This is a genomic window from Ruegeria sp. BJ3 (assembly GCF_056535665.1).
This window is the reverse complement of sequence record NZ_JBQFIT010000001.1, coordinates 1911640-1933052: the sequence shown is the minus strand read 5'-3', so window position 1 is coordinate 1933052 and position 21413 is coordinate 1911640. Positions and strand designations below refer to the sequence as shown.

The following is a 21413-nucleotide window of genomic DNA, read 5'->3' as shown; positions in this document are numbered from 1 at the left end:
CGGAATTTAACTGTCTTCAGAGGCAGTTTCCTCTATTATTCCTGTAAGATTTTGCGATCCCTACGAAAATTGGTGGGTTTGGGAATAAAATGCAGGATTTTGCATCACAATTCAGCCAAGCAGGCCACTTGATCCTGACCGGGGATCCGGACCTTTGGGCGATCGTGATGCTGTCGCTGCAAGTTTCGGTGCTGGCTGTGTTGATTTCAGCCGTAATCGGGATGCCGGTTGGCGCGGCCTTGGCGGTGGCCCGCTTTCCTGGACGGCGCGCGTTGATCATTCTGATGAACGCTCTGATGGGCTTTCCCCCGGTTGTCGTCGGCCTGCTGGTTTACCTGATGCTGTCCCGTTCGGGTCCGCTGGGCGTGCTGGAGCTTTTGTATACGCCGACCGCCATGATCATTGCTCAAACAGTGCTGGTGACCCCGATCGTCGCGGCGCTGACTCGGCAGGTGATCGAGATGCTGGCCGAGGAATATTCGGAACAGTTGCGCTCGTTGGGAGTGTCGCGGCTGGCGTCTGTTCCCGTGCTGTTGTGGGATGCGCGTCTGGCGTTGGTGACTGCCTTGCTGGCCGGGTTCGGACGAGCCATCGCCGAAGTCGGCGCGGTGATCATCGTCGGCGGCAACATCAACCACGTGACGCGGGTCATGACGACGACGATTGCGTTGGAGACCTCGAAAGGCAACTTGGCCTTGGCGCTGGCCTTGGGGACGATCCTGATCGGAATTGCCGTGGCCGTGAATGCGGCAGTCAGCGCCCTGACGCTTCGGGCCGAGCAGGAGGGGTTGCGCCATGCGTGATCTGATGTCGGAAATGCCCAATTGTCTGCAGGCCGATGGTCTGCGAGTGGAACGAAATGGCAAGCTGTTGCTGGATGTCCCGCAGCTTATGATGGATGGTCCGGGCCCGACTTTGATCCTTGGGCCGAACGGTGCTGGCAAAAGCCTGCTGCTGCGTTGCCTGCATGGTTTGATCAAGGCCGATGCGGGGCAGGTTCTGCAGGATGGCGGAGTTCTGAATGCAGCCCACAAGGCCCGGCAGGCCATGGTGTTTCAGCAACCGGTTCTGCTGCGCCGCTCGGTGTCTGCCAATCTGGACTTTGTTTTGAAACGGTTGGGGCTCGGCAGGACTGCTCGGAAGAACCGGATCCAGGAACTTCTGGCCGAAGGAGGGCTTGAGACAAAGGCCCGGCAGTCGGCGCGCTCGCTGTCGGGTGGCGAGGCACAGCGTCTGGCCATCCTTCGCGCGCTTGCGCTTGGCCCCGAGACCCTGTTCCTGGACGAACCCACCAGCGCCCTCGATCCCGCGGCGACCCAAATGATCGAGGCGATGATCCTGCGCGCCTCGGCCCGGGGGGTGCGGATCGTGATGGTCACCCACGACGTCGGGCAAGCCCGTCGGTTGGCGGCGGATATCGTGATGATGCAAGGCGGACGCGTGGTCGAGCATGGCGCCGCCAAACAGGTGCTGGAAGCGCCACAGTGTCAGGCATCGCGCCAGTATCTGGCGGGATGGCTGGTCACATAATAACAACCGGAGGCAATCCATGTTTCGCGCAGCAATCAAAAGCGCAATGATCCTGTTCGGGCTGTTCGCCGGTCCGGCAGCGGCCGAAGAACCATTCATTGTCGTGCAGTCCACGACATCGACACAGAATTCCGGCCTTCTGGACTTTATCCTTCCGGGGTTCGAGGCGGAAAGCGGGATCGATGTCCGTGTTGTGGCCGTGGGGACAGGGCAGGCGATCAGAAACGCGATCAACGGCGACGGTGACGTTCTGCTGGTGCATGCCAAGCCAGCGGAAGAGCAATTCGTGGCCGACGGCTGGGGTGTCGAGCGGCGGGACGTGATGTACAACGATTTTGTCTTGGTGGGGCCGAAATCGGACCCGGCCAAGATCAAAGGCGGCGACGACGCAGTGGCCGCGTTGGCAGCGATCGCGCAGGCCAAAGCTCCGTTCGCGTCGCGCGCGGATGACAGCGGGACCCACAAGGCGGAGAAGGCTCTTTGGAGCCTGTCCGGAACGGACCCGACCTTGTCTTCGGGCGAGTGGTACCGCGAGACCGGGTCGGGCATGGGTGCGACGCTCAACCTGGCTGCGGGCATGGATGCCTATGCTCTGACCGATAGGGCCACATGGCTGTCGTTCGGCAACAAGGGAAACCTTGAGGTTCTGGTCGAAGGCGATCCACGGTTGTTCAATCAATACGGAGTGATCCTCGTGAACCCCGAAAAGCATCCGCGGGTCCGGGCGGCCGCGGGAAGAAGGTTCATCGACTGGCTCACTGGCCCCGACGGTCAGGAAGCGATCGCGGCGTACAAATTGAACGGTGAGCAGCTCTTTTTTCCGAACGCGCAGCAATAGGGCCGGTCAGTCACTTGCGCCGTTGTGATGGATCTGTCCCAAGCCGGACAGATCGTATCCGCCCAATTCATCTGCGCGACGCCTGAATTTGTCCGTTCCCAAAAAAGTCAGCAGTTTCTGCATCGGCGGATCGAAACAGGACCGCCGCCAGATGGCGAGGTCGAGACGTTCGGAATGGGTTGGAATGAAGCCCAACCCGTAGAGGCGCGCCAAGGCTCCGATGCCGAATCCTGCCTCGGCCTTCCGGTCATGCAGAGCGATTGCCAGTTCCTCTTCGGTGCGGGCGCAAGTCGGCAGGGCGTCAAGATCGGCGCGGCTCAGACCGCAGCTTCGCAACTGGGCATCGAACAAGTGCTGACTGGCGGCACTGTCCTGGCGCAGCACGACACGGCGGCCTTTCAGATCACCAAAATCGGAAATTCCCTGAACCCCGGGGGCCAGCAACAGGCCGCGCTGGCGGCTTGCGACCTCGTACAGTACCACGGGCGCCTCTCCCAGCGCATCGCGGACGGAATTGACGTTGAACCCGCCCGGTTCATGGATGTGCAGTACCGCGGCTTGTGCGTCACGTCGCGCAAGGCGGTTCAGCCCGTCGAATGAGCCGTCGTAATAGGTGGCCAACCCCGAGCCGCTTTCGCGGAGCGCCCAATCCAAAAGGGGGTCATGGCTGCCAGCCACGATGTCGGGCAGGGGCGGTTTGACCGTGTGCGGCCCGGTACGCGACGCATTGAGCCAGGCCAGTACTTCAGCCCGGGGAAAGAGAAGTTTGCCCATCGCTTTCACGCAGGGCACTTCGCCCGAAGACGCCAGATCATAAGCCTTGCGTTCGCCAATGCGCAGCAGGTCCGCCAACTCTCGTGTGGTCAGGAATTCGGACATTCAGTCTAGTCGCACCGAGGAGCCGGTCTGTGCCTCGGCCGCTGAGTGTCCGAGTTGCTTCAAAACCATCGGTGCGGCGGCAGTAATGACGACCATTGCGGCGGCAGCTGCAAGAAAGGCTTTCATCTTATCCTCCGGCTTAGTCTGCGGGCGCTGTCGCGCTGCGCAGAAATTCAATCAGGTCGGTGCGGTCCTGCGCCTGCGCGATCCGCTGCATCGGCATCTTCGATCCCGGAATGTAGTGGTCCGGTCCCTGATCGAAAAGAGCGTTTATCGTCTGTTCGTTCCAAATGATATCAGACCCTTGCAGCGTTTCCGAGTAGACGTAGCCGGGCAGTGTCCCGGCCTGACGCCCGAATACGCCATGCAGGGTCGGTCCGGCCCGGCGCTGATCGTCCGGCGTCAGGCTGTGGCAGATCGAGCATTTCCGGGCGAACTGCCGTTCTCCGTTTTGCATTTCTTCGGGGTCCTTCAGGAAACTCGGCTCTTGGCTGGCCATCCGTTCCTGTGACCCCAGCGCGGCCACCGGCCAGCTGTACATGGCCTGATCCAGCCCGCCTGCGTGCAGGTTTTCACCATCGGGCGAAAAGGCCAGTGCCCAGACCGGGCCGCGCAGCGTTGCCCGGAAGTCCTGCGCGATCCGCCAGTCCTGCGTGTCGATGACCATGATGTAGCCCTCACCATCGCCCACCGCCAGCAGCGACCGATCCGGGCTGAGGGCGAGCGCAAGGATCGGGCGGCGGTCCAGCGTGAAATCACGCTCGGCCCCGGTGGTAAGGTCAAGAATGCGGGTCACGCCATCGACCGCGCCATAGGCGATCCAACCGTCTTGCGCGTTCAGGACCAATTCGTTGATGCCGAAACCATGCTCGACCAGCCGCGCGGTCTCGGTTCCTGTCGTGACGTCCCAGACCCGCAGGCTGCCGTCGACCCCAGCGGAATACAGCGACTGCCCGTCCGGCGCGAAGGCCACCGCGTTGACGCCGCTGCCTGTAGGGCCCAGCACCTTGGCCGCTCCGCCCTCGGTGGGCCACAGGCCGATGGTCCCATCCCAACTGGCAGTCGCCACAAGGGTCTTTGAGGCAGCAAGCCCGACGACCTTGCCCTTGTGCTGACCAACGACCTGTCCACCGGGCCAACGGCGCAGGGTAAAGTCGTCGCCGGCCGAATAGATCGCGGTGCCGTTGAAAACCACCGCGTTCACGGCAGCCTCGTGACCTTCCAGCCAGTCCGGCTGCTGCCCGGACCACAGGCCCACGGAATTGTCGAAACTGGCGGTGGCAATGCGTCCGTCCGGGGCTGCGGCGATGTCCATGATCGGTCCGCCATGGCCCTTGAGCGTGTAGAAATCCGCCGCCAGCGGCAGCGGCAGCAGGGCCAGCGCCAAAGCCAGCCCGCGCATCTATTCGGCAGGCGAGGCCGCGCCGTCGCTGGCCTCCTGCGCCTTTACCTCTTCCAGCCACAGCGAATGGTGCTCGCGCGCCCATTGCTCTTCGACCTCGCCGGTACCCATGGCGTCAAACGCGCCCTCCATGCCGACCGAGCCGAGGTAGATATGGGCCAGGATGATGGCGATGAAGGCATAGGCGACCATGACATGCCAGATTTGGGCATATTGCATCTCTTCCTGCGGAGACATCTGCGTGGGCAGGTCCAAGCCCATCAGTTGGGGCAAACCGGTCGCGTTGGCGATCGAAAACGTCTTGGCGAACATCGGAAGCTCGAACGGGAACAGCAGCGACAGACCCGACAGGCTGATCGAGACGCCAAGCAGAATGCACAGCCAGAAAATGATCTTTTGACCGGCGTTGAATTTCTTGGCCGGGGGGTGGCTGCCTTTGGTGAACAATCCGCCGCCCGCCGCCAGCCATTTCAGGTCGGTCCGGTTGGGGATGTTGTGGGCGATCCAGTTCACGGTGATGATGACCAATCCCAGCATGAAGGCCCAGGCCAGATTGTTGTGCAACCACTTGCAGCCTTGCGCGATGGTGGCGAACCCTTCCTTGCCGAACAGGGGGATCAGGAAATCCCGGCCGTAGAGCGTCAGCAGACCGGTCAATCCAAGTATCAGGAACGAGCCGGCAAACAGCCAGTGCCCAAACCTTTCAAATCCTGAAAACCGGGTGACCGTGCGGCCCGTTTTCTCACCATCGATGCGGATGCGCCCTCGGATGAGGAAAAACAGCAGCAGAACGACCAGCATCCCGCCCAGAATGTAGGTTCCGTATTCACGCAGCGGACCTGTGCGGAAAGTCCACCACCACATGCCGCCGTCCTGGATCAGCACGCCGGCAGCCGGCCCTTTGGTCGACACGGTGACATCGGCTGAGCCATAGCGGATGGCGCGATACAAGTCGCTGTCCGAGGCGACGCCGCGCGTGCCCAACTGACCCAGCAGCCCTTCGGCATTGCCTTGCCCGGTATTCTGTGCGCGATAGCTGTTGTCGACCTTCTCGCCGCGTTGCCGAGCCAGAATATCCTCGAGCGTCGTGGCGCCTCCGGTCTGCGCGCGCGGGGCAGCGGTTGGTTCGTCTGTGCCGGTCGTGTCCTGTGCAAGCGCGCCGTGCGCGATCCCAAGTGTCAACGTCAAAGCCAGAAAAATGCGCAGCATCGGAACCTCGGTATCAATCCAAAATCGGGTGACCCACGGGGGCGGGTCACCCGTGTTGTCAGGCTGAGGTCTCAGCCGTCCTTCTGGTCGTAGGCCGTGCCCCAACCCCAGGCGCCCGAGCCGAACCCGCGCGCCACGACGCGTTCGCGGTAGATGGCCGATACCACGTCACCGTCACCGGCGAGCAGGGCCTTGGTCGAACACATCTCGGCGCAGATGGGCAGTTTGCCCTCAGCGATCCGGTTGCGGCCGTATTTGGCGAACTCTGCGGTCGAGTGCGTTTCCTCGGGGCCGCCGGCGCAGAAGGTACATTTGTCCATCTTGCCGCGCGATCCGAAGTTGCCGGCCTGCGGGTATTGCGGCGCGCCGAACGGGCACGCATAGAAGCAATAGCCGCAGCCGATGCACAGGTCCTTGGAGTGCAGGACGACGCCTTCTTCGTTCTGATAGAAGCAGTCGACCGGGCAGACAGCCATGCAGGGCGCATCCGAACAATGCATGCAGGCGACCGAGATCGAGCGTTCACCCGGTTTGCCGTCATTGATCGTCACCACCCGGCGGCGGTTGATGCCCCACGGGACCTCGTGTTCGTTCTTGCACGCAGTCACGCAGGCGTTGCACTCGATGCAGCGTTCAGCGTCGCAGAGAAACTTTGCTCTAGCCATTGTCGTCCTCCTTACGCTGCCCAGATCTTGCAGAGAGTCGCTTTGGTCTCCTGCATCTGGGTCACTGAATCATAGCCATAGGTCTGGGCGGTGTTGGTGCTTTCACCCAGCACGTACGGGTCGGCGCCTTTCGGGTATTTCTCCCTCAGGTCCGCGCCCTGGAAATGGCCGCCAAAGTGGAAGGGCATGAAGGCCACGCCGGCACCGACCCTTTCGGTCAGCATCGCCATCACCTTGACCTTGCCGCCCTCGGGACCTTCGACCCAGACCTGCGATCCGTCGCGAATGCCAAGGTTGTTGGCGTCACGCGGATTGATCTCGACGAACATGTCCTGCTGCAGCTCGGCCAGCCACGGGTTCGACCGTGTCTCGTCGCCGCCACCTTCATATTCGACCAGACGACCTGACGTCAGGATTATCGGATAATCCTTTGAAAAGTCGTTCTTCTGGATCGAAGCATACAAGGTCGGAAGGCGATAGGCCTGACGGTCCTCGTAGGTGGGATAGTCAGCCACCAGATCGCGCCGCGGCGTGTACAGCGGCTCGCGGTGCAGCGGGATCGGATCCGGGAAGGTCCAGACCACGGTGCGGGCCTTGGCGTTGCCGAAGGGCGCACAGCCATGCTTGATGGCCACCCGCTGGATGCCGCCCGACAGGTCGGTCTTCCAGTTGGTCTTGGGCCCGGCCACGGCGTCGATGGCCGCGCGTTCCTCGGCCGTCAGGTCGCCATCCCAGCCCAGATCCATCAGCATCTGCATCGTGAACTCGGGGTATCCGTCCTGGATTTCCGAGCCGACGCTGTAGACCCCTTCGGCCAGCAGGTTCTGACCGTCACGCTCGACGCCGAAACGCGCGCGGAAGGTCAGGCCGCCCTCGGCCACCGGTTTGGACATGTCATAGAGGTTTGGCGTCCCCGGATGCCCCATCTCGGCGGTGCCCCAGCAGGGCCACGGCAGACCGTAGTATTCGCCGTCATTCGGACCGCCCACCGCCTGCAGCGTCGTTCTGTCGAACGTGTGCTGGTTGGCCATATGGCTTTTGATCCGCTCTGGCGACTGACCGGTATAGCCGATCGTCCACAGCCCCGCGTTGAACTCGCGCGTGATGCTTTCGACATTCGGGGTTTCGGGGTCCTCCATCTCGATATTGCGGAAGAACCGATCCGCCCAGCCGAATTTGTTGGCGAACTTGGCCATGATGACCTCGTCCGGCAGGCTTTCGAACAGCGGATCGACCACCTTGTCGCGCCACTGCAGCGAGCGGTTCGAGGCCGTGACCGAGCCACGGGTTTCGAACTGCGTGCAGGCCGGCAGCAGATAGACGCCATCGGTCCGGTCATGCAAGACCGCGGAAACGGTGGGATACGGGTCGATCACGACCAGCATGTCCAGCTTTTCCATCGCCGTCTTCATTTCGACCATCCGGGTCTGCGAGTTGGGCGCGTGGCCCCACAGAACCATGGCGCGGACGTTGTTGGGCTGATCCATGTTCTCGGGATCTTCCAGAACACCGTCGATCCAGCGCGAAACCGGGATGCCCCGTTCGTTCTGCAGCGACTTGTCCTTGCCGTCCTTGTCCTTGACCATTGCGAACTGGCCAGCCAGCCACTCCGGTTCCTCGCCCCAGACGCGGGCCCAGTGACCCCATGCGCCTGCGGACAGGCCGTAATAGCCGGGCAGGGTGTGGGACAGAACGCCCAGATCGGTTGCGCCCTGCACGTTGTCATGGCCGCGGAAGATGTTGGTGCCGCCACCAGAAGTGCCCATGTTGCCCAACGCCAGCTGCAGCACGCAATAGGCGCGCGTGTTGTTGTTGCCGTTGGTGTGCTGGGTGCCGCCCATGCACCAGATCACGGTGCCGGGACGGTTGTTGGCCAGCGTCCGCGCCACGCGCTTGAGCTGCGATCCCGGCACGCCGGTGACGCGCTCGGTCTCTTCAGGGGTCCAGTTGGCGACCTCCTCGCGGATCTGGTCCATGCCCCAGACACGGGTGCGGATGAACTCTTTGTCTTCCCAGCTGTTGTCGAAGATGTGCCACAGGATGCCCCAGATCAGCGCCACGTCGGTGCCAGGGCGGAATCGGACATATTCGTCGGCATGGGCCGCGGTGCGCGTAAAGCGCGGATCGCAGACGATCAGCGGGGCGTTGTTCTGCTCTTTCGCGCGCAGAACATGCAGCAGCGAGACCGGGTGCGCCTCGGCCGGGTTGCCGCCGATGATGAAGATAGCCTTGGAATTGTGGATGTCGTTGTAGCTGTTGGTCATGGCGCCGTAGCCCCATGTATTCGCAACACCCGCAACGGTGGTCGAGTGGCAGATCCGCGCCTGGTGGTCCACGTTGTTGGTGCCCCAGTAGGCCGCGAACTTGCGGAACAGATAGGCCTGTTCGTTGTTGTGCTTGGCCGAACCCAGCCAATAGACGCTGTCAGGCCCGCTTTCCTCGCGGATGCTCATCATGCCGTCGCCGATCTCGTCGATCGCCTGTTCCCAGCTGATGCGCTTCCACTCTCCGCCTTCCTTTTTCATCGGGTATTTCAGGCGGCGTTCGCCATGGGCGTGTTCACGGACCGAAGCCCCCTTGGCGCAATGGGCGCCCAGGTTGAACGGGCTGTCCCAACCGGGTTCCTGCCCGATCCAGACGCCGTTCTGCACTTCGGCAACCACGGTACAGCCGACCGAGCAATGTGTGCAGACGGATTTGATGTTCTCGACCGCCGTGTTGGCTGCGGTCTGGGCGCTGGCGGGCGACACGGTTCCACCCGTGGCGCTGATCGCGGCCAGGCCGCCGATCGTCAGGCCCGAGCCACGCAGGAACGCGCGGCGATCGACGCTCTTTTCGCCGATTTGGGACAGGATACTTGTCCGCTGGGGGCGTCTCGCAACCCCGTTGGTCTTTTTCCTAAGCATTTCCTTCCTCCCTTGCTGGCCATGTTTATCATGGCTGGCTTGGTGTTTCGAAATCGACGTCAGGGCCAATCGCAACCGTCAGCCGAGTGTGACCACGTCCGGACTTGCGCCGGGCGTCGCCGGGGCGGCCTAGAAGCGCGCGCTGTCGAAATAGGCGCGGGTGTGCGCCGTGTCCTGAATGCGGGTCTCGTCCGAGGGTTGCTCGGCCGCTTCGGCCTCCGTTCCCAGGCTGGCCGCTGCAACGGCTGCCGGGGCCGCGGTGCCCGCCAGTTTCAGGAAGTCGCGGCGGCTGGCGCCGGTCTCCTTGGTCTTGCTCATGGGATCCTCCTTTCCCATTTGCGGTTCAGCGCCCGCCGGGGCGCCAGCGAATGACGGCCGCCTAGTGCGTCGTCATGCGGAAGGCCTCGCGTTCGATCTCCATGAAGACCCGGCCGGCGGTGCCGACCGAGGCATAGAGAACCGAATGCTCGGCTGCTTCCAGGTCCGAGAAAAAGTGCTCGGCCCAGGGGCCGATATGCTTGTTCCAGAACGTCTTTTGATCTTCCAACGCGGCCGGGCCGCCGAAACGGCCGACGATCATGCCGCCCATCATCTCCATCAGCGAGGCGATGTTGTCTTCGGGTTCGAACACGTTTGCCGCCCGGGTGATGCCCCGCGCCGCCATGTCGTTGCGTAGCTGCGCCAGCGGTTTCTCGTTCAGGAACCCGGTCAGGTAGAAGCTGGCATAGGGCAGCAGTTCTCCGCGCCCCAGCCCAATGAACAGCGCGTTGAACTCGCGCTCGGCCGCTTCGGGCTTGGTCACCTTGGCCACGCGGGCCATGGCCTGAATGGCCTGACCCAGATCAGTCTCGTCCCCCGACAGCGCAGCGATCTGGCTCAACAGGGTCTGGTCGGGTGGTGTGGCCAGCAGCAGGCCCAGAAAGTTGTAGAAATCCGCGCGCAGACGGTCCTCGGCGGAAATCTCGAACGTCTGCGGGTCGCGAATGTTCATCGGGTCATCCTTCGAATTCGAATTTCATGCGCCGCGGGGCCGGGGGGCGTTCGTCCTCATCCGGTTGGATGGAGTCTGCCACTTCGACATGGGGCGCGGGCTCGGCTTCAGGCTCAGGCGTTTCGGTTGCCGGCTCGGCTTCGGCCTTGACCGGTTGTTCCTCGGCCTCCGTCTGCTCGGCCAGCGCCTCGATATGGCGCAACATGCCTTTGCCCACCTGATAGGCCGTCTGCAGGTTTTCGACCACGCAGGCGGCGTCGGTGTAATCCTCGCCGTAATCGACCAGCCCATCCACATTCGCCAGCACCGGGTTCAACCGCCACAAGCGCCGCAAGGCGCGGCGGCGCAGACGGTCCGGCACGGCCTTGGCCATGAAGCCCGAAACGTCGTCGCCCGCCTGCAGCAGGTCCGGGTCGGGCAGGTCAAGCTCGGCCAAAATCTCGGCGTCGGTCTTTTCTTCCAGTTCGGCCTGCTGTGCGGCGATCTCCTGCGCGGTCAGGGCCTCTTGTTCGGCATGTGCTTCGGCCTGCACGGCGGCCTTGCGGCGAGACCAGAAATCCTGTCGGGCGCTCATTGCAGGGCCCTCCGCGGGGCGCGGTAGACATCCGAGGTCTGCCGGATGCGCGCATCGCCCTTGCCGTCTTCCACAAGATCCACCCGTTTCTTGTCACGACGGCGTTTGACGAACACCTCATCGTGGTGATGGGCCAGAGTGAAATCGCGCACCCAGGCGATCAGGCCTTCGGTCATCGGGATCTTTTCCACGATCTCTTCGCCGGTATCGGCATAGTCCTGCCCCTCGTAGGGCGAGGCGGTGATCAGAAACGCGTTCAGCGGGCGATCACCTTCGGCATCGTCACGCAGGACAAGATACAGCGATGGCTGGCTGTCCGAGAGATTCGCCATATAGGCCTCGGTTTCGTCGGACCAGAGTTTCAAGGGCAGGGTGGCAGCGTGGTATTCGACCGCATCGCCCTCGCGGCGCAGTTCGACCCAGTCGGCGGGCGGGGCGCCGGGCAGCACAGCAACCGCGCGCCAATTCCACCGGGCCCAGCGCGTGACCCCCGGTGTCTTGCGCACGACGACGCCAACCGGCATTTCGATCTGTTTTGCGGCCTCGGCCACTTTGATCCTCCCCGGAAAAGCTCTCCCCTGCTTTCCCTTGGGTTCACTATGGTACACAAATGGGCCACGTGCCAAGTCCGCAGCGCCCTGAAATGGTCGTGATTTGGAAAAAAGTCGTCGCAAATGGGTCGCGGCGACGATCAGCCGACTTTGGCGGGCGACACAGAGTTTCTGACCAGAACCGGCCGCCACACGTTGCATGGGCGGCGTTTGGGTCTAAGGTTGGGGCAAGGAAGAGATGCGGGGGGAACATGGTCACCAAATTGGTCTTGTGCGATTGCGCTGGAAGTCAGGCCCTGGACGGGCAGGGGATATCGGACGCCTGCGGTGCTGAATGCAGCAGGGTCCACACGGCGCTGTGCACCTCCGAACTGACCGCTGCGGCCAAGCTGATGCAGTCGGACGACCAGATCGTCATCGCCTGCGGGCAAGAGGCTCAAGTGTTTCACGAGCTGGCCGATGAACTGGGCGTGGATCACCCCGGCTTTGTCGATCTGCGCGACCGGGCCGGCTGGTCCGAGCAGGGGCGCGCGGCGATGCCCAAGATGGCGGCGCTGGCCGCCGAGGCGCTGTTGCAGCAGCCGATCACGCCCAGCGTGGATGTCATCAGCGAAGGCACCGCATGCATCATCGGGCCGGGTGAGGTTGCGTTTGACCTTGCCCAACGACTGTCGGACACGATGGCGGTGACGGTGGTCGCCACCGATGATGCGCAGCCTGACAGCCGGGCCTATGACGTGGTGCGCGCGCGGGTCCGGTCGGTCTCGGGGGCGCTGGGCGGGTTCACCCTGCGGTTGGATGCGTTGCAGCAGATTGATCCGGCGGGGCGCGGTGCGTTTGCCTGGACCCCGCCGCGCGACGGTGCGGTGTCGGGTTGCGATGTACTGATCGACCTGGCGGGGGGGACGCCTTTCGTGACGGCCCCGGACAAGCGCGAAGGCTACCTGCGCGCCGATCCCCGCGATGCTGTGGCGGTTGCCCGGTTGGCCTTTGACGCGGCGCAGCTGGTCGGGACATTTGAAAAGCCGCTGTATGTCCGGCTCGAAGCAACCCTGTGCGCTCATTCGCGGGCCGGGCAGGTGGGCTGTTCCAACTGTCTGGACATCTGCCCCACCGGGGCCATCACCCCGGCCGGAGATCACGTGGCCATCGACCCGATGGTCTGCGCGGGCTGCGGTGAATGCGCGGCCCTGTGCCCCTCGACCGCGATCAGCTACGAGGATCCGCCGGTGGCGGCCCTGCTGGCTCGGATGCAGACCCTGGCGGCGACCTACCGTCGGGCCGGGGGGCGTGCTCCGCGCCTGTTGGTACATGATGCCCACGGGGCCGAGATGATCCGGCTGGCCGCGCGGTTCGGGCGCGGGCTGCCTACCGATGTGATCCCGCTGGAACTGGGGGTGGTGTCCGGCTTTGGACATGCCGAGATGATGGCTGCCTTGGCTCATGGCTTTGCCCGGGTCGATATCCTGCTGGCCCCGACGACCGAGCGGGATGCGTTGGGGCGCGAACTGCCGCTGGCGCTGGCCATCGCCGGAGCGGACGTCGTTGGAGTGATCGACGAATCCGATCCCGATGCGCTGGCCGATCTGCTCTATGCGCAGGACGTGCCGCAGCCTCTGGCCCAACCGGTGCTGCCGCTGGGCAACCGGCGCCAGATTACGCGGCTGGCGGCGCAGGCGCTGCGCCCCGATGCGTCTCAGCCGCTGCCTCTGCCGGAACACGCGCCCTATGGCGCGGTGGAGGTGGACACCGAGGCCTGCACCCTGTGCCTGAGTTGCGTGTCGCTGTGCCCGTCGGGCGCATTGATCGACAATCCCGATTTGCCTCAGCTGAACTTTCAGCAGGATGCCTGCCTGCAATGCGGGCTGTGCAAGACCATTTGTCCCGAAAGCGCGATCACCCTAGTGCCAGAACTGGACCTGAGCGACCGCGCGCTGTCGCCGCGTGTCCTGAAGGAAGAAGAGCCCTTTGCCTGCATCGAATGCGGTGCTCTGTTCGGGGTGAAATCGACGGTCGAACGGATCATGGAGAAGCTGGCCGGCAGCCACCCGATGTTTGCCACGTCCGAGCAGGCGAAGATGATCCAGATGTGTGACGATTGCCGTGTGCAGGCGCAGTTCCACAGCGAGGATAATCCGTTTACCTCAAAGCCCAAGCCCAAGGTCGTTACCACCGATGACTACTTCAGCAAGCGCAAAGATCACTGAAGCTTGAGCGGCGCCCCCAGATCGGCCGCGCGGATGACCGAGACATACGCCAGGATCGCCTCAAGCTCGTCTTGCGTCAGCATCAGCGGGTGAATGGGCGGGGGGCGTTCGGGGTCGAAAGGCGCAGTGATCCCTTCGATCTGGGTAAAGGACGGATGTGGGTTCAAGGCGAAGAACGCCTGGAACCGGTTCGACCAGTCCGGCATCGCGCGCAGTACGGCGAAGGACGGAGTAGAGCCCAACCCGTTCATTCGGTTCTGCGGACCAATCACGTGACAGCGCCCGCAATGGGTCAGCGACAGCTTTTCGCCCAGCAAGGCGTCGCCTTCGATTGCGTCGGACACAGGCGCAGCGACCGTTTCGAAACTGGCCGAGAACGGGCCGCCCTCGGCCGGTGCAAAGCTTTCGACGGTACGCTTGCCCACGTCGGACAACAGCCAATCCTGAAAACGGGCCTGCCGCGGTTCGTCCTGAATGCGCAAGTGATAGATGTCGTTGCCGCGCTGAAACACCGGCTGTCCCGGTGGCCCGACCGTGAGAACCATCGCGCCCGCATCATCCGCGACAACGCGGATTCCGGTCTTGAGCGAGAAGCGCGGAAGAATATGTTTCAAAAGACCCGAGCGTGCGACATCTTCCGGCGCGGCCAGACCAATCTCCTCCTGCGACCAAGAGGGGCTGGCGAAGAGCGTCAGGCTCAGGCACAAAAGAACAAAGCGCATGGCCCAGCCTAACGGTGACAGGGCGAATGCGTCAAATGAACGAACAAGACGGAGACAACGGCGATGAGCGGCGATTACAACATGTCGATGCGCAAATTCCTCAAACAGGTTGGCGTGACCAGCCAGCAGGCCATCGAAGACGCGCTGCGCAAGGCGGGCGATCCGGCAGGCAAAAGCTTTGAGGCCAAGATAGTCCTGACGATTGACGGCCTAGACGTCGAACATGTCGTGACCGGCCAGATCAAGGACGGCGACGCATGAGCATCCGCGACGCTGTTCTGACGAACCTGAAAAAGATCACCGACCCGGTTTCGGGACAGGACATCGTCAGCGCGGGCGTAGTCCGCGCGCTGAATGTCGAGGGCGATACCGTGCGCTTCGTTCTCGAAATCGACCCCAAGAATGCCGACAAGATGGAACCGGTGCGCGCCACCGCCGAAAAGGCGGCGCAGATGGTCGACGGGGTTTCCAAGGTCTCGGTCATGCTGACCGCGCATTCCGACAAGGCGCCGCCGGATTTGAAACCCAAGCCCAAACCCTCGCAGACCGGGCCGCAGGCGGTACCGGGGGTTGACCGGATCATCGCCGTGGCCTCGGGCAAGGGCGGGGTCGGAAAGTCGACCGTTTCGGCCAACCTGGCCTGTGCGCTGGCGGCCGAAGGGCGGCGCGTCGGTCTGCTGGATGCCGATGTCTACGGCCCTTCGCAGCCGCGCATGCTGGGCGTGTCCGGTCGACCCGCCAGCCCCGATGGCAAAACCATCCTGCCGCTGCGCAATCACGGCGTCACCATGATGTCGATGGGGTTGATGACCAACGAAGGTCAGGCGGTGGTCTGGCGTGGTCCGATGCTGATGGGCGCGCTGCAGCAGATGATGAGCCAGGTGCAGTGGGGCGCGCTGGACGTGCTGGTCGTCGATCTGCCGCCCGGTACCGGTGACGTGCAGCTGACGCTGAGCCAGAAATTCAAGGTGGACGGCGCCATCGTCGTCTCGACCCCGCAGGACGTGGCCCTGATCGACGCGCGCAAGGGCATCGACATGTTCCGCCAGTTGAAGACGCCGATCGTCGGCATGATCGAGAACATGTCCACGCATATCTGCTCGAACTGCGGGCACGAGGAGCACGTGTTCGGTCATGGAGGCGTCGCCGCCGAAGCCGCCGAACTGGGTGTGCCGTTGCTGGGAGAAATCCCTCTGCATCTGGATATCCGCGTGGCCGCCGATGGCGGGGCGCCGATCGTGGTCAGCAAACCCGACAGCCCGCAGGCCGAGGCCTTCCGCAAGATCGCCCGCGATCTGATCGCCGCGGGCAAGGCATGACGCAGCCGGTCTTTCCCCCATTGCTGTCCGGGCACCCGGTGCAGGGTGGGGAAGACCCGTTCGACCATGCACAGGCAATGGCGGCGCTGGGCTGCGATGCGGGCAGCGTCGTCTACAACATCCAGGCGGATCGCCTACGCGCGGCCATCGTCTTTGCGCCCGAGGTGCCCTTGCAGGACGCAATGGCCATGCTGCCGCTGTGCGCCGTCGGGTTCCAGAACGCGCTGGGCGCGCTGGCTCCGCCCGAGGTGGCGGTGCATCTCGGCTGGGATGGTCCGATTTTCGTCAACGGGGCCCGGTGTGGCCGATTTCGTGTGACCGCGTCGACCTCGGATCCGGAAGCCGTGCCCGACTGGCTGGTCGTCGGCTGGGAACTGGCCTTGCTGCAAACCGGGGACGAGCCCGGCAAGTCGCCCGATGTGACGGCCCTGTATGACGAAGGCTGCGCGGATGTGTCCCCGGTGCAGCTGGTCGAAAGCTGGTCGCGCCACATGCTGACCTGGCTGAACCGTTGGTCCGAGGACGGCAACGCACCATTGCACGGGGAATGGATGGGCTTGCTGCAGGGCGTCGGAGAGCCCTATGGTGATCGCGGCGTGTTTCTCGGGGCCGATGAGCGGTTCGGCATGCTGTTGCGGAACGGGGCGGACACGCAGATCGTTCCTTTGACCCATCTGTTGGAGGACGCCCATTGAACCTGGCCCGTGCCATTCATTTCGACGAAAGCGACCTGAACGTCTTTCACTCACCCGCCCGAACGGGCGAGTGGTGCATCTCGGGCGGGTTCGAGTTTTCGAACTGGGGCGAGGCCGACCTGGCCGGTAAGGCGCGCCAAGCCTTTGCCAACGGGTGGTTGGGGCTTGAAACCTTCGGGCGCGTGACCTTCGTGGCGGTGACGCAGATCGAGCCGGCCGAGATGGAGCGGCTGGCCACCAACCTGGCCGAGCATTTCGTGCGCCTTTACGGCGCGCCGTCGGTCGAGGCGGCGCTGGACGTGGCCCGGGCCGAGCTGGCCCACATGTCCGAGTTGTGTGACGATCATGCCCCCAACACCCTGCTGACCGTTGCCCGCAGCCTGACCGAGTCCGGCGTTCACGAGGCTTTTCGGGTGATCACGCCGCAAGAGGCCGAGTTGGAGGCCTTTGCCGTGCACGGGTCATTGGACGAGTGATTACAAAAGGTCGGCAAAACCGCCGAACTGTCCGCGCTTGAAGATCAAGCCCTTGCCGGTGCGGTACATGACCTGTTCGACCTCTCCCACGAGAATCAGATGATCCCCGGCCTCGTGGCGGGCAGACAATGTGCAGTCAAATCGGGCCAGGCACTGGCTCAGCTGCGGCCGACCTTTGTGATCCGGGGACCAGTCTGCATGCGAGAAATCGAGGCCATTGCGCGCAAAACGAAGGGCCAGGTCCTGCTGATCCTCGGCCACGACATGGATCGAGTAATGCTGCGCCGCTTGAAAGGCCCCGTAACGGTTCGACTCTTTTGCCAGACACCACAGGACCAATGGTGGATCCAGCGACACCGATGCAAACGAGTTGACGGTGATGGCCGACGGCCCATCCGAGGTGCTGGTCGTCACGACCGTTACACCAGTGCCAAAGCACCCCAAGGCCTCGCGGAAGGCCATGCTTTGATCGTGTCCGGGTTTGAATGTTCTTTCGGTCATCGCGCGCTCGTGTGGTGGACGGGCACGGGGTGCCATGCCGCAGCAGAATTGTCCACGAAAAGCTGTATCGCGATCAATAGGCTGAGTCAGTTCAGGTCTTCCAGCAGCCGACCGTGCTTGCGGGTTTCTACGATTACGTCGCCGAAGGTCTGCATTCCGCGTGCCGCCAGCATCGGCAGCATCCGCACCAACGCTTCAGCCGTCGCAACCGCATCCCCCAAGGCCGTATGACGGAGCGTCTCGGGAATTTCCACGCCCAGTCTTTCGCACAAAGCGTCCAGCGTATGGGTTTCGCTGGCTCCGAACAGAACGGCCGACAGCAGAACCGTGTCCAGAATGGGATGATCCCACGTCACTTCCATGCGCTTGGCATGACGGCGCAGAAACGCCATGTCGAAAGGTGCATTGTGCGCCACGATCACTGCATCACGGGCGAAGTGGTGGAACATGCGCCCGGCTTGTGCGATGTCGGGTGCGTCCTGCACCATACGGTCACTGACCTTGTGAACCTTGGTCGAAGCGGGTGGGATCGGAATGCCCGGATTGACCAGCGTGTCCAGCCGCTCGCCCTCGACGATACGCCCCTTGACGACACGGACGGCGCCGATCTGCACGATTTCGTCCTTGTGCGGCAGCAAACCGGTGGTTTCGGTGTCGAAAACCACGAAACACAGCTGCGACAGGGGGCGGTTCTCGAACGCATCGTCGCCGGGGGTGTCCAGAAGATCGAAATCATAGACCAGAGGGCGCGCGGCCTCGGGCGGAATACGGGCGACGCTGTCTTCGAAGATCAGCATATAGCCCGGCGCATCGCCCAGCGGCTTCATGCGTGCCGTGTAGGTCTGCCGCCCGTCCACGCTGGCCAGGGTGCAATAGACATCCATGCCGGTTTTCGCCAGCTTCTCGTAAGCGTCCAGCAAGGGTTTGCGTTCGAGATAGTCGAACAGTGAGGCGTTCAGACGGGGATGGGCGATCTGCGCCAGAACCTCGGCGGCCTGCGCGTCGTACAGAACGATCTGGTGGTTTGGCCCCGCCAGCAGCATCGCGACTGGTATCTCGGACAGTAGCGCGGTCAGACGTTCCTTCTCAGAGGCGAGATGAGCGGTTTCGGCAGCCACGGCTTCGGCGGTGGACAGGGCGGTGCTGGCCAGACGTTCGGCCAGGCTGGCGGCGGCGGGGGCCAGATCACCCAGATAGCGCGCCGCCTGCAGGTCGAGATCGGTATCTACGCCCGCATGAGCCCGCGCGCGCAGCTGCGCCGACAGGCGTTCGATCGGTTTGGCCACGTTGTCGTCGAACAGCAGCCAGACTCCGACGACCAGCCCCAGCAAGCCAAACGAGATCAGCAGGCCGCTGAACACGAAAGCACTGGTCAGATCATTCGGATCGGCCCGGCGCAGGCCAAGCCAAAGGGCGATCAGGGTGATGGCGATGCCACCCGCGGCAAGCAAGCAGAAAAACAGAAAAATTCTCAGGCGCAGGCTCAGGCGGGTCAGCATTGTCAGGCCTCACAAGTAGCTGAGACCACCGGATCGTCCGCGCCAACCGGCACCCAATCGGCACCGACCAGACGCCCATCATCCGCGAACTCGGCCCCATCCGCCAGACTTGCCCGGCTGTTCTCGGCGCAGTTCACCGCGATCGGCATCTTGGACACTGGCGCCCAGCGGCCAAAGAAGTACATGTCGATCAGGCGCTGATCCGGCACCTGCGCATTGGTCCGCAACGAGGCCGTATCGACGGCCGCGAACCGGTCGACATAGGGCACCGCATAGGTCCAGGGGCGATAGAGCGCGCGGCTTTCGACCTCTTGCACGACGGTCAGGCCGTCGGGCAGGGCGTCACGGGTGCGGTCGTACCAGGAATACTCGCTGATGATCGTGACCGCGATCATGCCCAAACCGGCCGCAACCGGAGCCGACCATTTAGGCAGGCGGCCACCGGTCAGCCGGTTCAAACCCATCACGAGGCCCGCGATGGCAAAGCCCGCAAAGATCGTGCCGATCAGCTCAAGAAACATCTTCCTCCTCCGTTCTTCCTGGCCGGGGCTTTACCCCAGCATCCCCTTGCCGTGCCCGACCGCGGATTGCATCGTTTTTACCACGACAAACGCGTCCCGAAGATGACTTCGCTCAAAGTCCGACAATTCCGAGGGCGCAAGGTAGTTGTCGGGCCTGTCGCCATTCCTGATCTGTTTGACCTGATGGTTCAAGCGGGTTTCCGCGATCAGGTCATAGGCATCCAGCAGGTCCCGCGCGCCCGACGGGCTGAGCACCCCGGCGGCCTCGGCGGCCTTGAGGCGCGCGCGGGTGTTCACCTCGGTCAATTCACCCTGCAGGCTGTAGACGCGGCCCAGATCGACCACCGGGACCACGCCGTTGTGTTTGAGGTCCAGCGTGTTGCGATGCTCGCCCGAGCGGATCGTGGCGATCCCGCGCAGCAGGCCCAGCGGCGGCGTGTGCTTCAGAGAATTCGAGATCATGTGCGCCACGAAAATCGAGTTCGCCCGGGCCGCGCGCAGAGTTTCGGCCTGCAGGTCGGAAAACAGCTCGAACCGGCCACCGATGGGGCGCAGGTCGAACATGACCGAGGCCAGCATCTGCGCCTCGGGGTTGGGCTTGGCGATCCAGCCGTTGAAATAGTCGCGCCAGACCCGGACCGGCTGCCGCCAGCGCGGATTGGTCGCCATCATGTCGCCGGGGCAATAGAAATACCCGCAAGCATCCAGCCCGTCGGACACGAATTTGGCCAGCGCCTCGAAATAGGGCAGGTCGGCATCGGTGACGCTGTCATCCAGCATCAGGCAATTGTCCTGATCGGATACGCCTGTCTGCTCCTGCCGGCCTTGCGAGCCGCAGGCCAGCCACAGATAGGGGACGGGCGCCGGGCCGAGGTCGCGTTCAGCCAGCGCCAGCAGCCGGCGCGTCGCGGCGTCGGCGATGTCGGTGATCAGGCGGGTGACGATCTCGTGCCGGTTGCCGCCCGCCACCAGTTGCACCAGCAGGTTCGGGATCTCGGCCGTGACCGCGGCCATCTCAGTCGCCGATCCGGCCCGGGCGATGCGGCTAACCAACTCGGCCGAGCTGACGGCTTGGAACCGGGTCAGGTCGGTTTGGGTGACGATCCCGACCAGACGACCGCCCTCGGTGATCGGGATATGGCCGATACCGCGTTCCAGCATCGCGTGCAGAACGTCCGAGCCGATATCACCGGGCGACAGGGTCAGCGGGTCCGGGGTCATGATCTGCGACACCGGGGTCGTCGGGGGCAGGGCGCCCGCCACGACCTTGCCCGACAGGTCCCGAACTGTGGCAATGCCGCGCAACGCACCGCGCTCGGTGATGCAGACCGACGAAATGCCCCGGTCGCGCATCAGGCGCGCGGCTTCCTGAACGGTCGTGTCCGGGGTGCAGGTGGCCGGCTTGCGCGCCATCAGAGTTTCGACACGGGTGGTGGCCAGCGATTGCTGTTCCGGCCGCGCGGGGCGGGCCCGGTTGAAGAATTTGGCGAAGACGACGTGGCGCTTGAGCAGATCGGAAAACAGGTCGGTGGGGATGATCATCAGCACCGAGGGGGCGTCAGCCGTTGCCGTGGTCACCGCGCGCCCGTCGCGCATCAGACCACGCTCGCCGAACGAGTTGCGCAGGCCCAGATGGGATACGACCGCGCCGTTTTCGTCGGTGATCTCGACCTGGCCTTCGTAGATGATGAACAGGCCGGGCAACTGCGCGCCGCGGCGATAGATGACGGTGCCTTTGGGGATTTCGCGCGCTTCGATCCGGGCGGCGATGTCGGCCAGTTCCTCGACAGGCAGCGCGTCATAGGGGTGCACGGATTTCAGGAACCGGGTGATCTGATCAGGTGAAAGTGCCATGGGTTCGCCCGTCCGCTTGAATGAAAAGCCCCGCCCGGGGGTTAGCCGGGCGGGAAAAGTTGGTCGAGGGAAAC

23 protein-coding genes are annotated in these 21413 nt (G+C 63.6%); 8 read left to right on the top strand and 15 right to left on the bottom strand.

Features of this window, described 5'->3' with window-relative positions; genetic code table 11:
- Positions 1-89: 89 nt before the first annotated feature.
- From ACR3EL_RS09690 to ACR3EL_RS09680, 3 genes are read left to right on the top strand one after another with little or no spacing between them, the layout of a single operon-like run.
- Positions 90-803, top strand: a complete 714-nt coding sequence (locus tag ACR3EL_RS09690; protein ID WP_170339062.1) for an ABC transporter permease — start codon at positions 90-92, stop codon at positions 801-803.
- Positions 796-1530: an ATP-binding cassette domain-containing protein gene (locus ACR3EL_RS09685; protein ID WP_170339060.1), complete on the top strand. Its 735-nt coding sequence runs from the start codon at positions 796-798 to the stop codon at positions 1528-1530. Before ACR3EL_RS09690 ends, ACR3EL_RS09685 begins: the two co-directional genes overlap by 8 nt.
- A 19-nt stretch (positions 1531-1549) precedes the next feature.
- Positions 1550-2368: an ABC transporter substrate-binding protein gene (locus ACR3EL_RS09680; protein WP_170339058.1), complete on the top strand. Its 819-nt coding sequence runs from the start codon at positions 1550-1552 to the stop codon at positions 2366-2368.
- Between the two features lie 6 nt (positions 2369-2374).
- On the opposite strand, the gene ACR3EL_RS09675 is transcribed toward ACR3EL_RS09680, so the two are convergent.
- From ACR3EL_RS09675 to ACR3EL_RS09630, 10 genes are all read right to left on the bottom strand, one after another.
- Entirely contained in the window at positions 2375-3247 is an 873-nt protein-coding gene (locus tag ACR3EL_RS09675; RefSeq protein WP_170339057.1) for a helix-turn-helix transcriptional regulator, read from the bottom strand.
- Complete coding sequence (locus tag ACR3EL_RS09670; protein ID WP_302476838.1) at positions 3248-3373, bottom strand: hypothetical protein; 126 nt, start codon at positions 3371-3373, stop codon at positions 3248-3250. It abuts the gene before it with no gap.
- A gap of 13 nt (positions 3374-3386) precedes the next feature.
- The gene (locus ACR3EL_RS09665) at positions 3387-4649 is read right to left on the bottom strand and encodes a c-type cytochrome (RefSeq protein ID WP_170339055.1); all 1263 of its coding nucleotides are present in this window, start codon (positions 4647-4649) and stop codon (positions 3387-3389) included.
- The gene (locus ACR3EL_RS09660) at positions 4650-5858 is read right to left on the bottom strand and encodes a formate dehydrogenase subunit gamma (protein ID WP_480721383.1); all 1209 of its coding nucleotides are present in this window, start codon (positions 5856-5858) and stop codon (positions 4650-4652) included.
- A 71-nt stretch (positions 5859-5929) separates the two neighbouring features.
- The gene (gene fdh3B / locus ACR3EL_RS09655) at positions 5930-6523 is read right to left on the bottom strand and encodes a formate dehydrogenase FDH3 subunit beta (RefSeq protein ID WP_005983764.1); all 594 of its coding nucleotides are present in this window, start codon (positions 6521-6523) and stop codon (positions 5930-5932) included.
- A gap of 11 nt (positions 6524-6534) precedes the next feature.
- On the bottom strand, positions 6535-9429 hold the full coding sequence (locus ACR3EL_RS09650; RefSeq protein WP_170442465.1) for a formate dehydrogenase subunit alpha: 2895 nt from the start codon (positions 9427-9429) through the stop codon (positions 6535-6537).
- Between the two features lie 129 nt (positions 9430-9558).
- Positions 9559-9747 carry a twin-arginine translocation signal domain-containing protein gene (locus tag ACR3EL_RS09645; protein ID WP_005983760.1) on the bottom strand — a complete coding sequence of 63 codons (189 nt, stop codon included), beginning with the start codon at positions 9745-9747 and terminating at the stop codon, positions 9559-9561.
- A 61-nt stretch (positions 9748-9808) separates the two neighbouring features.
- Positions 9809-10420, bottom strand: a complete 612-nt coding sequence (locus tag ACR3EL_RS09640; RefSeq protein WP_170339048.1) for a TorD/DmsD family molecular chaperone — start codon at positions 10418-10420, stop codon at positions 9809-9811.
- Positions 10421-10424: 4 nt separating this feature from the next.
- Positions 10425-10994, bottom strand: coding sequence for a DUF3306 domain-containing protein (locus tag ACR3EL_RS09635; protein ID WP_170339046.1), 570 nt, complete (start codon positions 10992-10994; stop codon positions 10425-10427).
- Positions 10991-11545, bottom strand: coding sequence for a DUF3305 domain-containing protein (locus ACR3EL_RS09630; RefSeq protein WP_170339045.1), 555 nt, complete (start codon positions 11543-11545; stop codon positions 10991-10993). Before ACR3EL_RS09630 ends, ACR3EL_RS09635 begins: the two co-directional genes overlap by 4 nt.
- Before the next feature lie 251 nt (positions 11546-11796).
- Between ACR3EL_RS09630 and ACR3EL_RS09625 the strand changes: the two genes are divergently transcribed.
- A complete protein-coding gene (locus ACR3EL_RS09625) occupies positions 11797-13752 on the top strand; it encodes a 4Fe-4S binding protein (RefSeq protein WP_170339043.1) in 1956 nt (651 codons plus the stop codon).
- Here ACR3EL_RS09625 and ACR3EL_RS09620 read toward each other — a convergent pair.
- A complete protein-coding gene (locus tag ACR3EL_RS09620; protein WP_170339041.1) occupies positions 13746-14474 on the bottom strand; it encodes a c-type cytochrome in 729 nt (242 codons plus the stop codon). The two genes, ACR3EL_RS09625 and ACR3EL_RS09620, sit on opposite strands and share 7 nt — an antisense overlap.
- 63 nt (positions 14475-14537) lie before the next feature.
- Between ACR3EL_RS09620 and ACR3EL_RS09615 the strand changes: the two genes are divergently transcribed.
- The 4 genes from ACR3EL_RS09615 to ACR3EL_RS09600 are packed head-to-tail and all read left to right on the top strand — an operon-like array spanning position 14538 to position 16964.
- Positions 14538-14735 carry a DUF6494 family protein gene (locus tag ACR3EL_RS09615; protein WP_170339039.1) on the top strand — a complete coding sequence of 66 codons (198 nt, stop codon included), beginning with the start codon at positions 14538-14540 and terminating at the stop codon, positions 14733-14735.
- Positions 14732-15793, top strand: a complete 1062-nt coding sequence (locus ACR3EL_RS09610) for an Mrp/NBP35 family ATP-binding protein (protein ID WP_170339037.1) — start codon at positions 14732-14734, stop codon at positions 15791-15793. Before ACR3EL_RS09615 ends, ACR3EL_RS09610 begins: the two co-directional genes overlap by 4 nt.
- Positions 15790-16488 carry a biotin/lipoate--protein ligase family protein gene (locus ACR3EL_RS09605; protein ID WP_170339035.1) on the top strand — a complete coding sequence of 233 codons (699 nt, stop codon included), beginning with the start codon at positions 15790-15792 and terminating at the stop codon, positions 16486-16488. The genes ACR3EL_RS09610 and ACR3EL_RS09605 overlap by 4 nt, the downstream gene beginning before the upstream one ends.
- Positions 16485-16964, top strand: a complete 480-nt coding sequence (locus ACR3EL_RS09600) for a DUF6505 family protein (RefSeq protein WP_093961824.1) — start codon at positions 16485-16487, stop codon at positions 16962-16964. The genes ACR3EL_RS09605 and ACR3EL_RS09600 overlap by 4 nt, the downstream gene beginning before the upstream one ends.
- Here the strand turns inward: ACR3EL_RS09600 and ACR3EL_RS09595 are convergent, their stop codons facing one another.
- The 4 genes from ACR3EL_RS09595 to ACR3EL_RS09580 form a co-directional block, all read right to left on the bottom strand.
- Complete coding sequence (locus ACR3EL_RS09595) at positions 16965-17465, bottom strand: flavin reductase family protein (protein WP_093961825.1); 501 nt, start codon at positions 17463-17465, stop codon at positions 16965-16967. It lies immediately after the preceding gene.
- 86 nt (positions 17466-17551) lie between these two features.
- Positions 17552-18964, bottom strand: coding sequence for a 3'-5' exonuclease (locus tag ACR3EL_RS09590; protein WP_480721372.1), 1413 nt, complete (start codon positions 18962-18964; stop codon positions 17552-17554).
- A gap of 2 nt (positions 18965-18966) precedes the next feature.
- A complete protein-coding gene (locus ACR3EL_RS09585; protein WP_480721371.1) occupies positions 18967-19485 on the bottom strand; it encodes a hypothetical protein in 519 nt (172 codons plus the stop codon).
- A gap of 30 nt (positions 19486-19515) precedes the next feature.
- Positions 19516-21339: a DUF294 nucleotidyltransferase-like domain-containing protein gene (locus ACR3EL_RS09580; protein WP_170339028.1), complete on the bottom strand. Its 1824-nt coding sequence runs from the start codon at positions 21337-21339 to the stop codon at positions 19516-19518.
- Between the last annotated feature and the right edge of the window lie 74 nt (positions 21340-21413).

Coding starts and splice junctions, on each gene's coding strand:
- ACR3EL_RS09690 (WP_170339062.1), top strand. CDS start 90: ATGCAGGATTTTGCATCACAATTCAGCCAAGCAGGCCACTTGATCCTG.
- ACR3EL_RS09685 (WP_170339060.1), top strand. CDS start 796: ATGCGTGATCTGATGTCGGAAATGCCCAATTGTCTGCAGGCCGATGGT.
- ACR3EL_RS09680 (WP_170339058.1), top strand. CDS start 1,550: ATGTTTCGCGCAGCAATCAAAAGCGCAATGATCCTGTTCGGGCTGTTC.
- ACR3EL_RS09675 (WP_170339057.1), bottom strand. CDS start 3,247: ATGTCCGAATTCCTGACCACACGAGAGTTGGCGGACCTGCTGCGCATT.
- ACR3EL_RS09670 (WP_302476838.1), bottom strand. CDS start 3,373: ATGAAAGCCTTTCTTGCAGCTGCCGCCGCAATGGTCGTCATTACTGCC.
- ACR3EL_RS09665 (WP_170339055.1), bottom strand. CDS start 4,649: ATGCGCGGGCTGGCTTTGGCGCTGGCCCTGCTGCCGCTGCCGCTGGCG.
- ACR3EL_RS09660 (WP_480721383.1), bottom strand. CDS start 5,858: ATGCTGCGCATTTTTCTGGCTTTGACGTTGACACTTGGGATCGCGCAC.
- fdh3B (WP_005983764.1), bottom strand. CDS start 6,523: ATGGCTAGAGCAAAGTTTCTCTGCGACGCTGAACGCTGCATCGAGTGC.
- ACR3EL_RS09650 (WP_170442465.1), bottom strand. CDS start 9,429: ATGCTTAGGAAAAAGACCAACGGGGTTGCGAGACGCCCCCAGCGGACA.
- ACR3EL_RS09645 (WP_005983760.1), bottom strand. CDS start 9,747: ATGAGCAAGACCAAGGAGACCGGCGCCAGCCGCCGCGACTTCCTGAAA.
- ACR3EL_RS09640 (WP_170339048.1), bottom strand. CDS start 10,420: ATGAACATTCGCGACCCGCAGACGTTCGAGATTTCCGCCGAGGACCGT.
- ACR3EL_RS09635 (WP_170339046.1), bottom strand. CDS start 10,994: ATGAGCGCCCGACAGGATTTCTGGTCTCGCCGCAAGGCCGCCGTGCAG.
- ACR3EL_RS09625 (WP_170339043.1), top strand. CDS start 11,797: ATGGTCACCAAATTGGTCTTGTGCGATTGCGCTGGAAGTCAGGCCCTG.
- ACR3EL_RS09620 (WP_170339041.1), bottom strand. CDS start 14,474: ATGCGCTTTGTTCTTTTGTGCCTGAGCCTGACGCTCTTCGCCAGCCCC.
- ACR3EL_RS09615 (WP_170339039.1), top strand. CDS start 14,538: ATGAGCGGCGATTACAACATGTCGATGCGCAAATTCCTCAAACAGGTT.
- ACR3EL_RS09610 (WP_170339037.1), top strand. CDS start 14,732: ATGAGCATCCGCGACGCTGTTCTGACGAACCTGAAAAAGATCACCGAC.
- ACR3EL_RS09605 (WP_170339035.1), top strand. CDS start 15,790: ATGACGCAGCCGGTCTTTCCCCCATTGCTGTCCGGGCACCCGGTGCAG.
- ACR3EL_RS09595 (WP_093961825.1), bottom strand. CDS start 17,465: ATGACCGAAAGAACATTCAAACCCGGACACGATCAAAGCATGGCCTTC.
- ACR3EL_RS09590 (WP_480721372.1), bottom strand. CDS start 18,964: ATGCTGACCCGCCTGAGCCTGCGCCTGAGAATTTTTCTGTTTTTCTGC.
- ACR3EL_RS09585 (WP_480721371.1), bottom strand. CDS start 19,485: ATGTTTCTTGAGCTGATCGGCACGATCTTTGCGGGCTTTGCCATCGCG.
- ACR3EL_RS09580 (WP_170339028.1), bottom strand. CDS start 21,339: ATGGCACTTTCACCTGATCAGATCACCCGGTTCCTGAAATCCGTGCAC.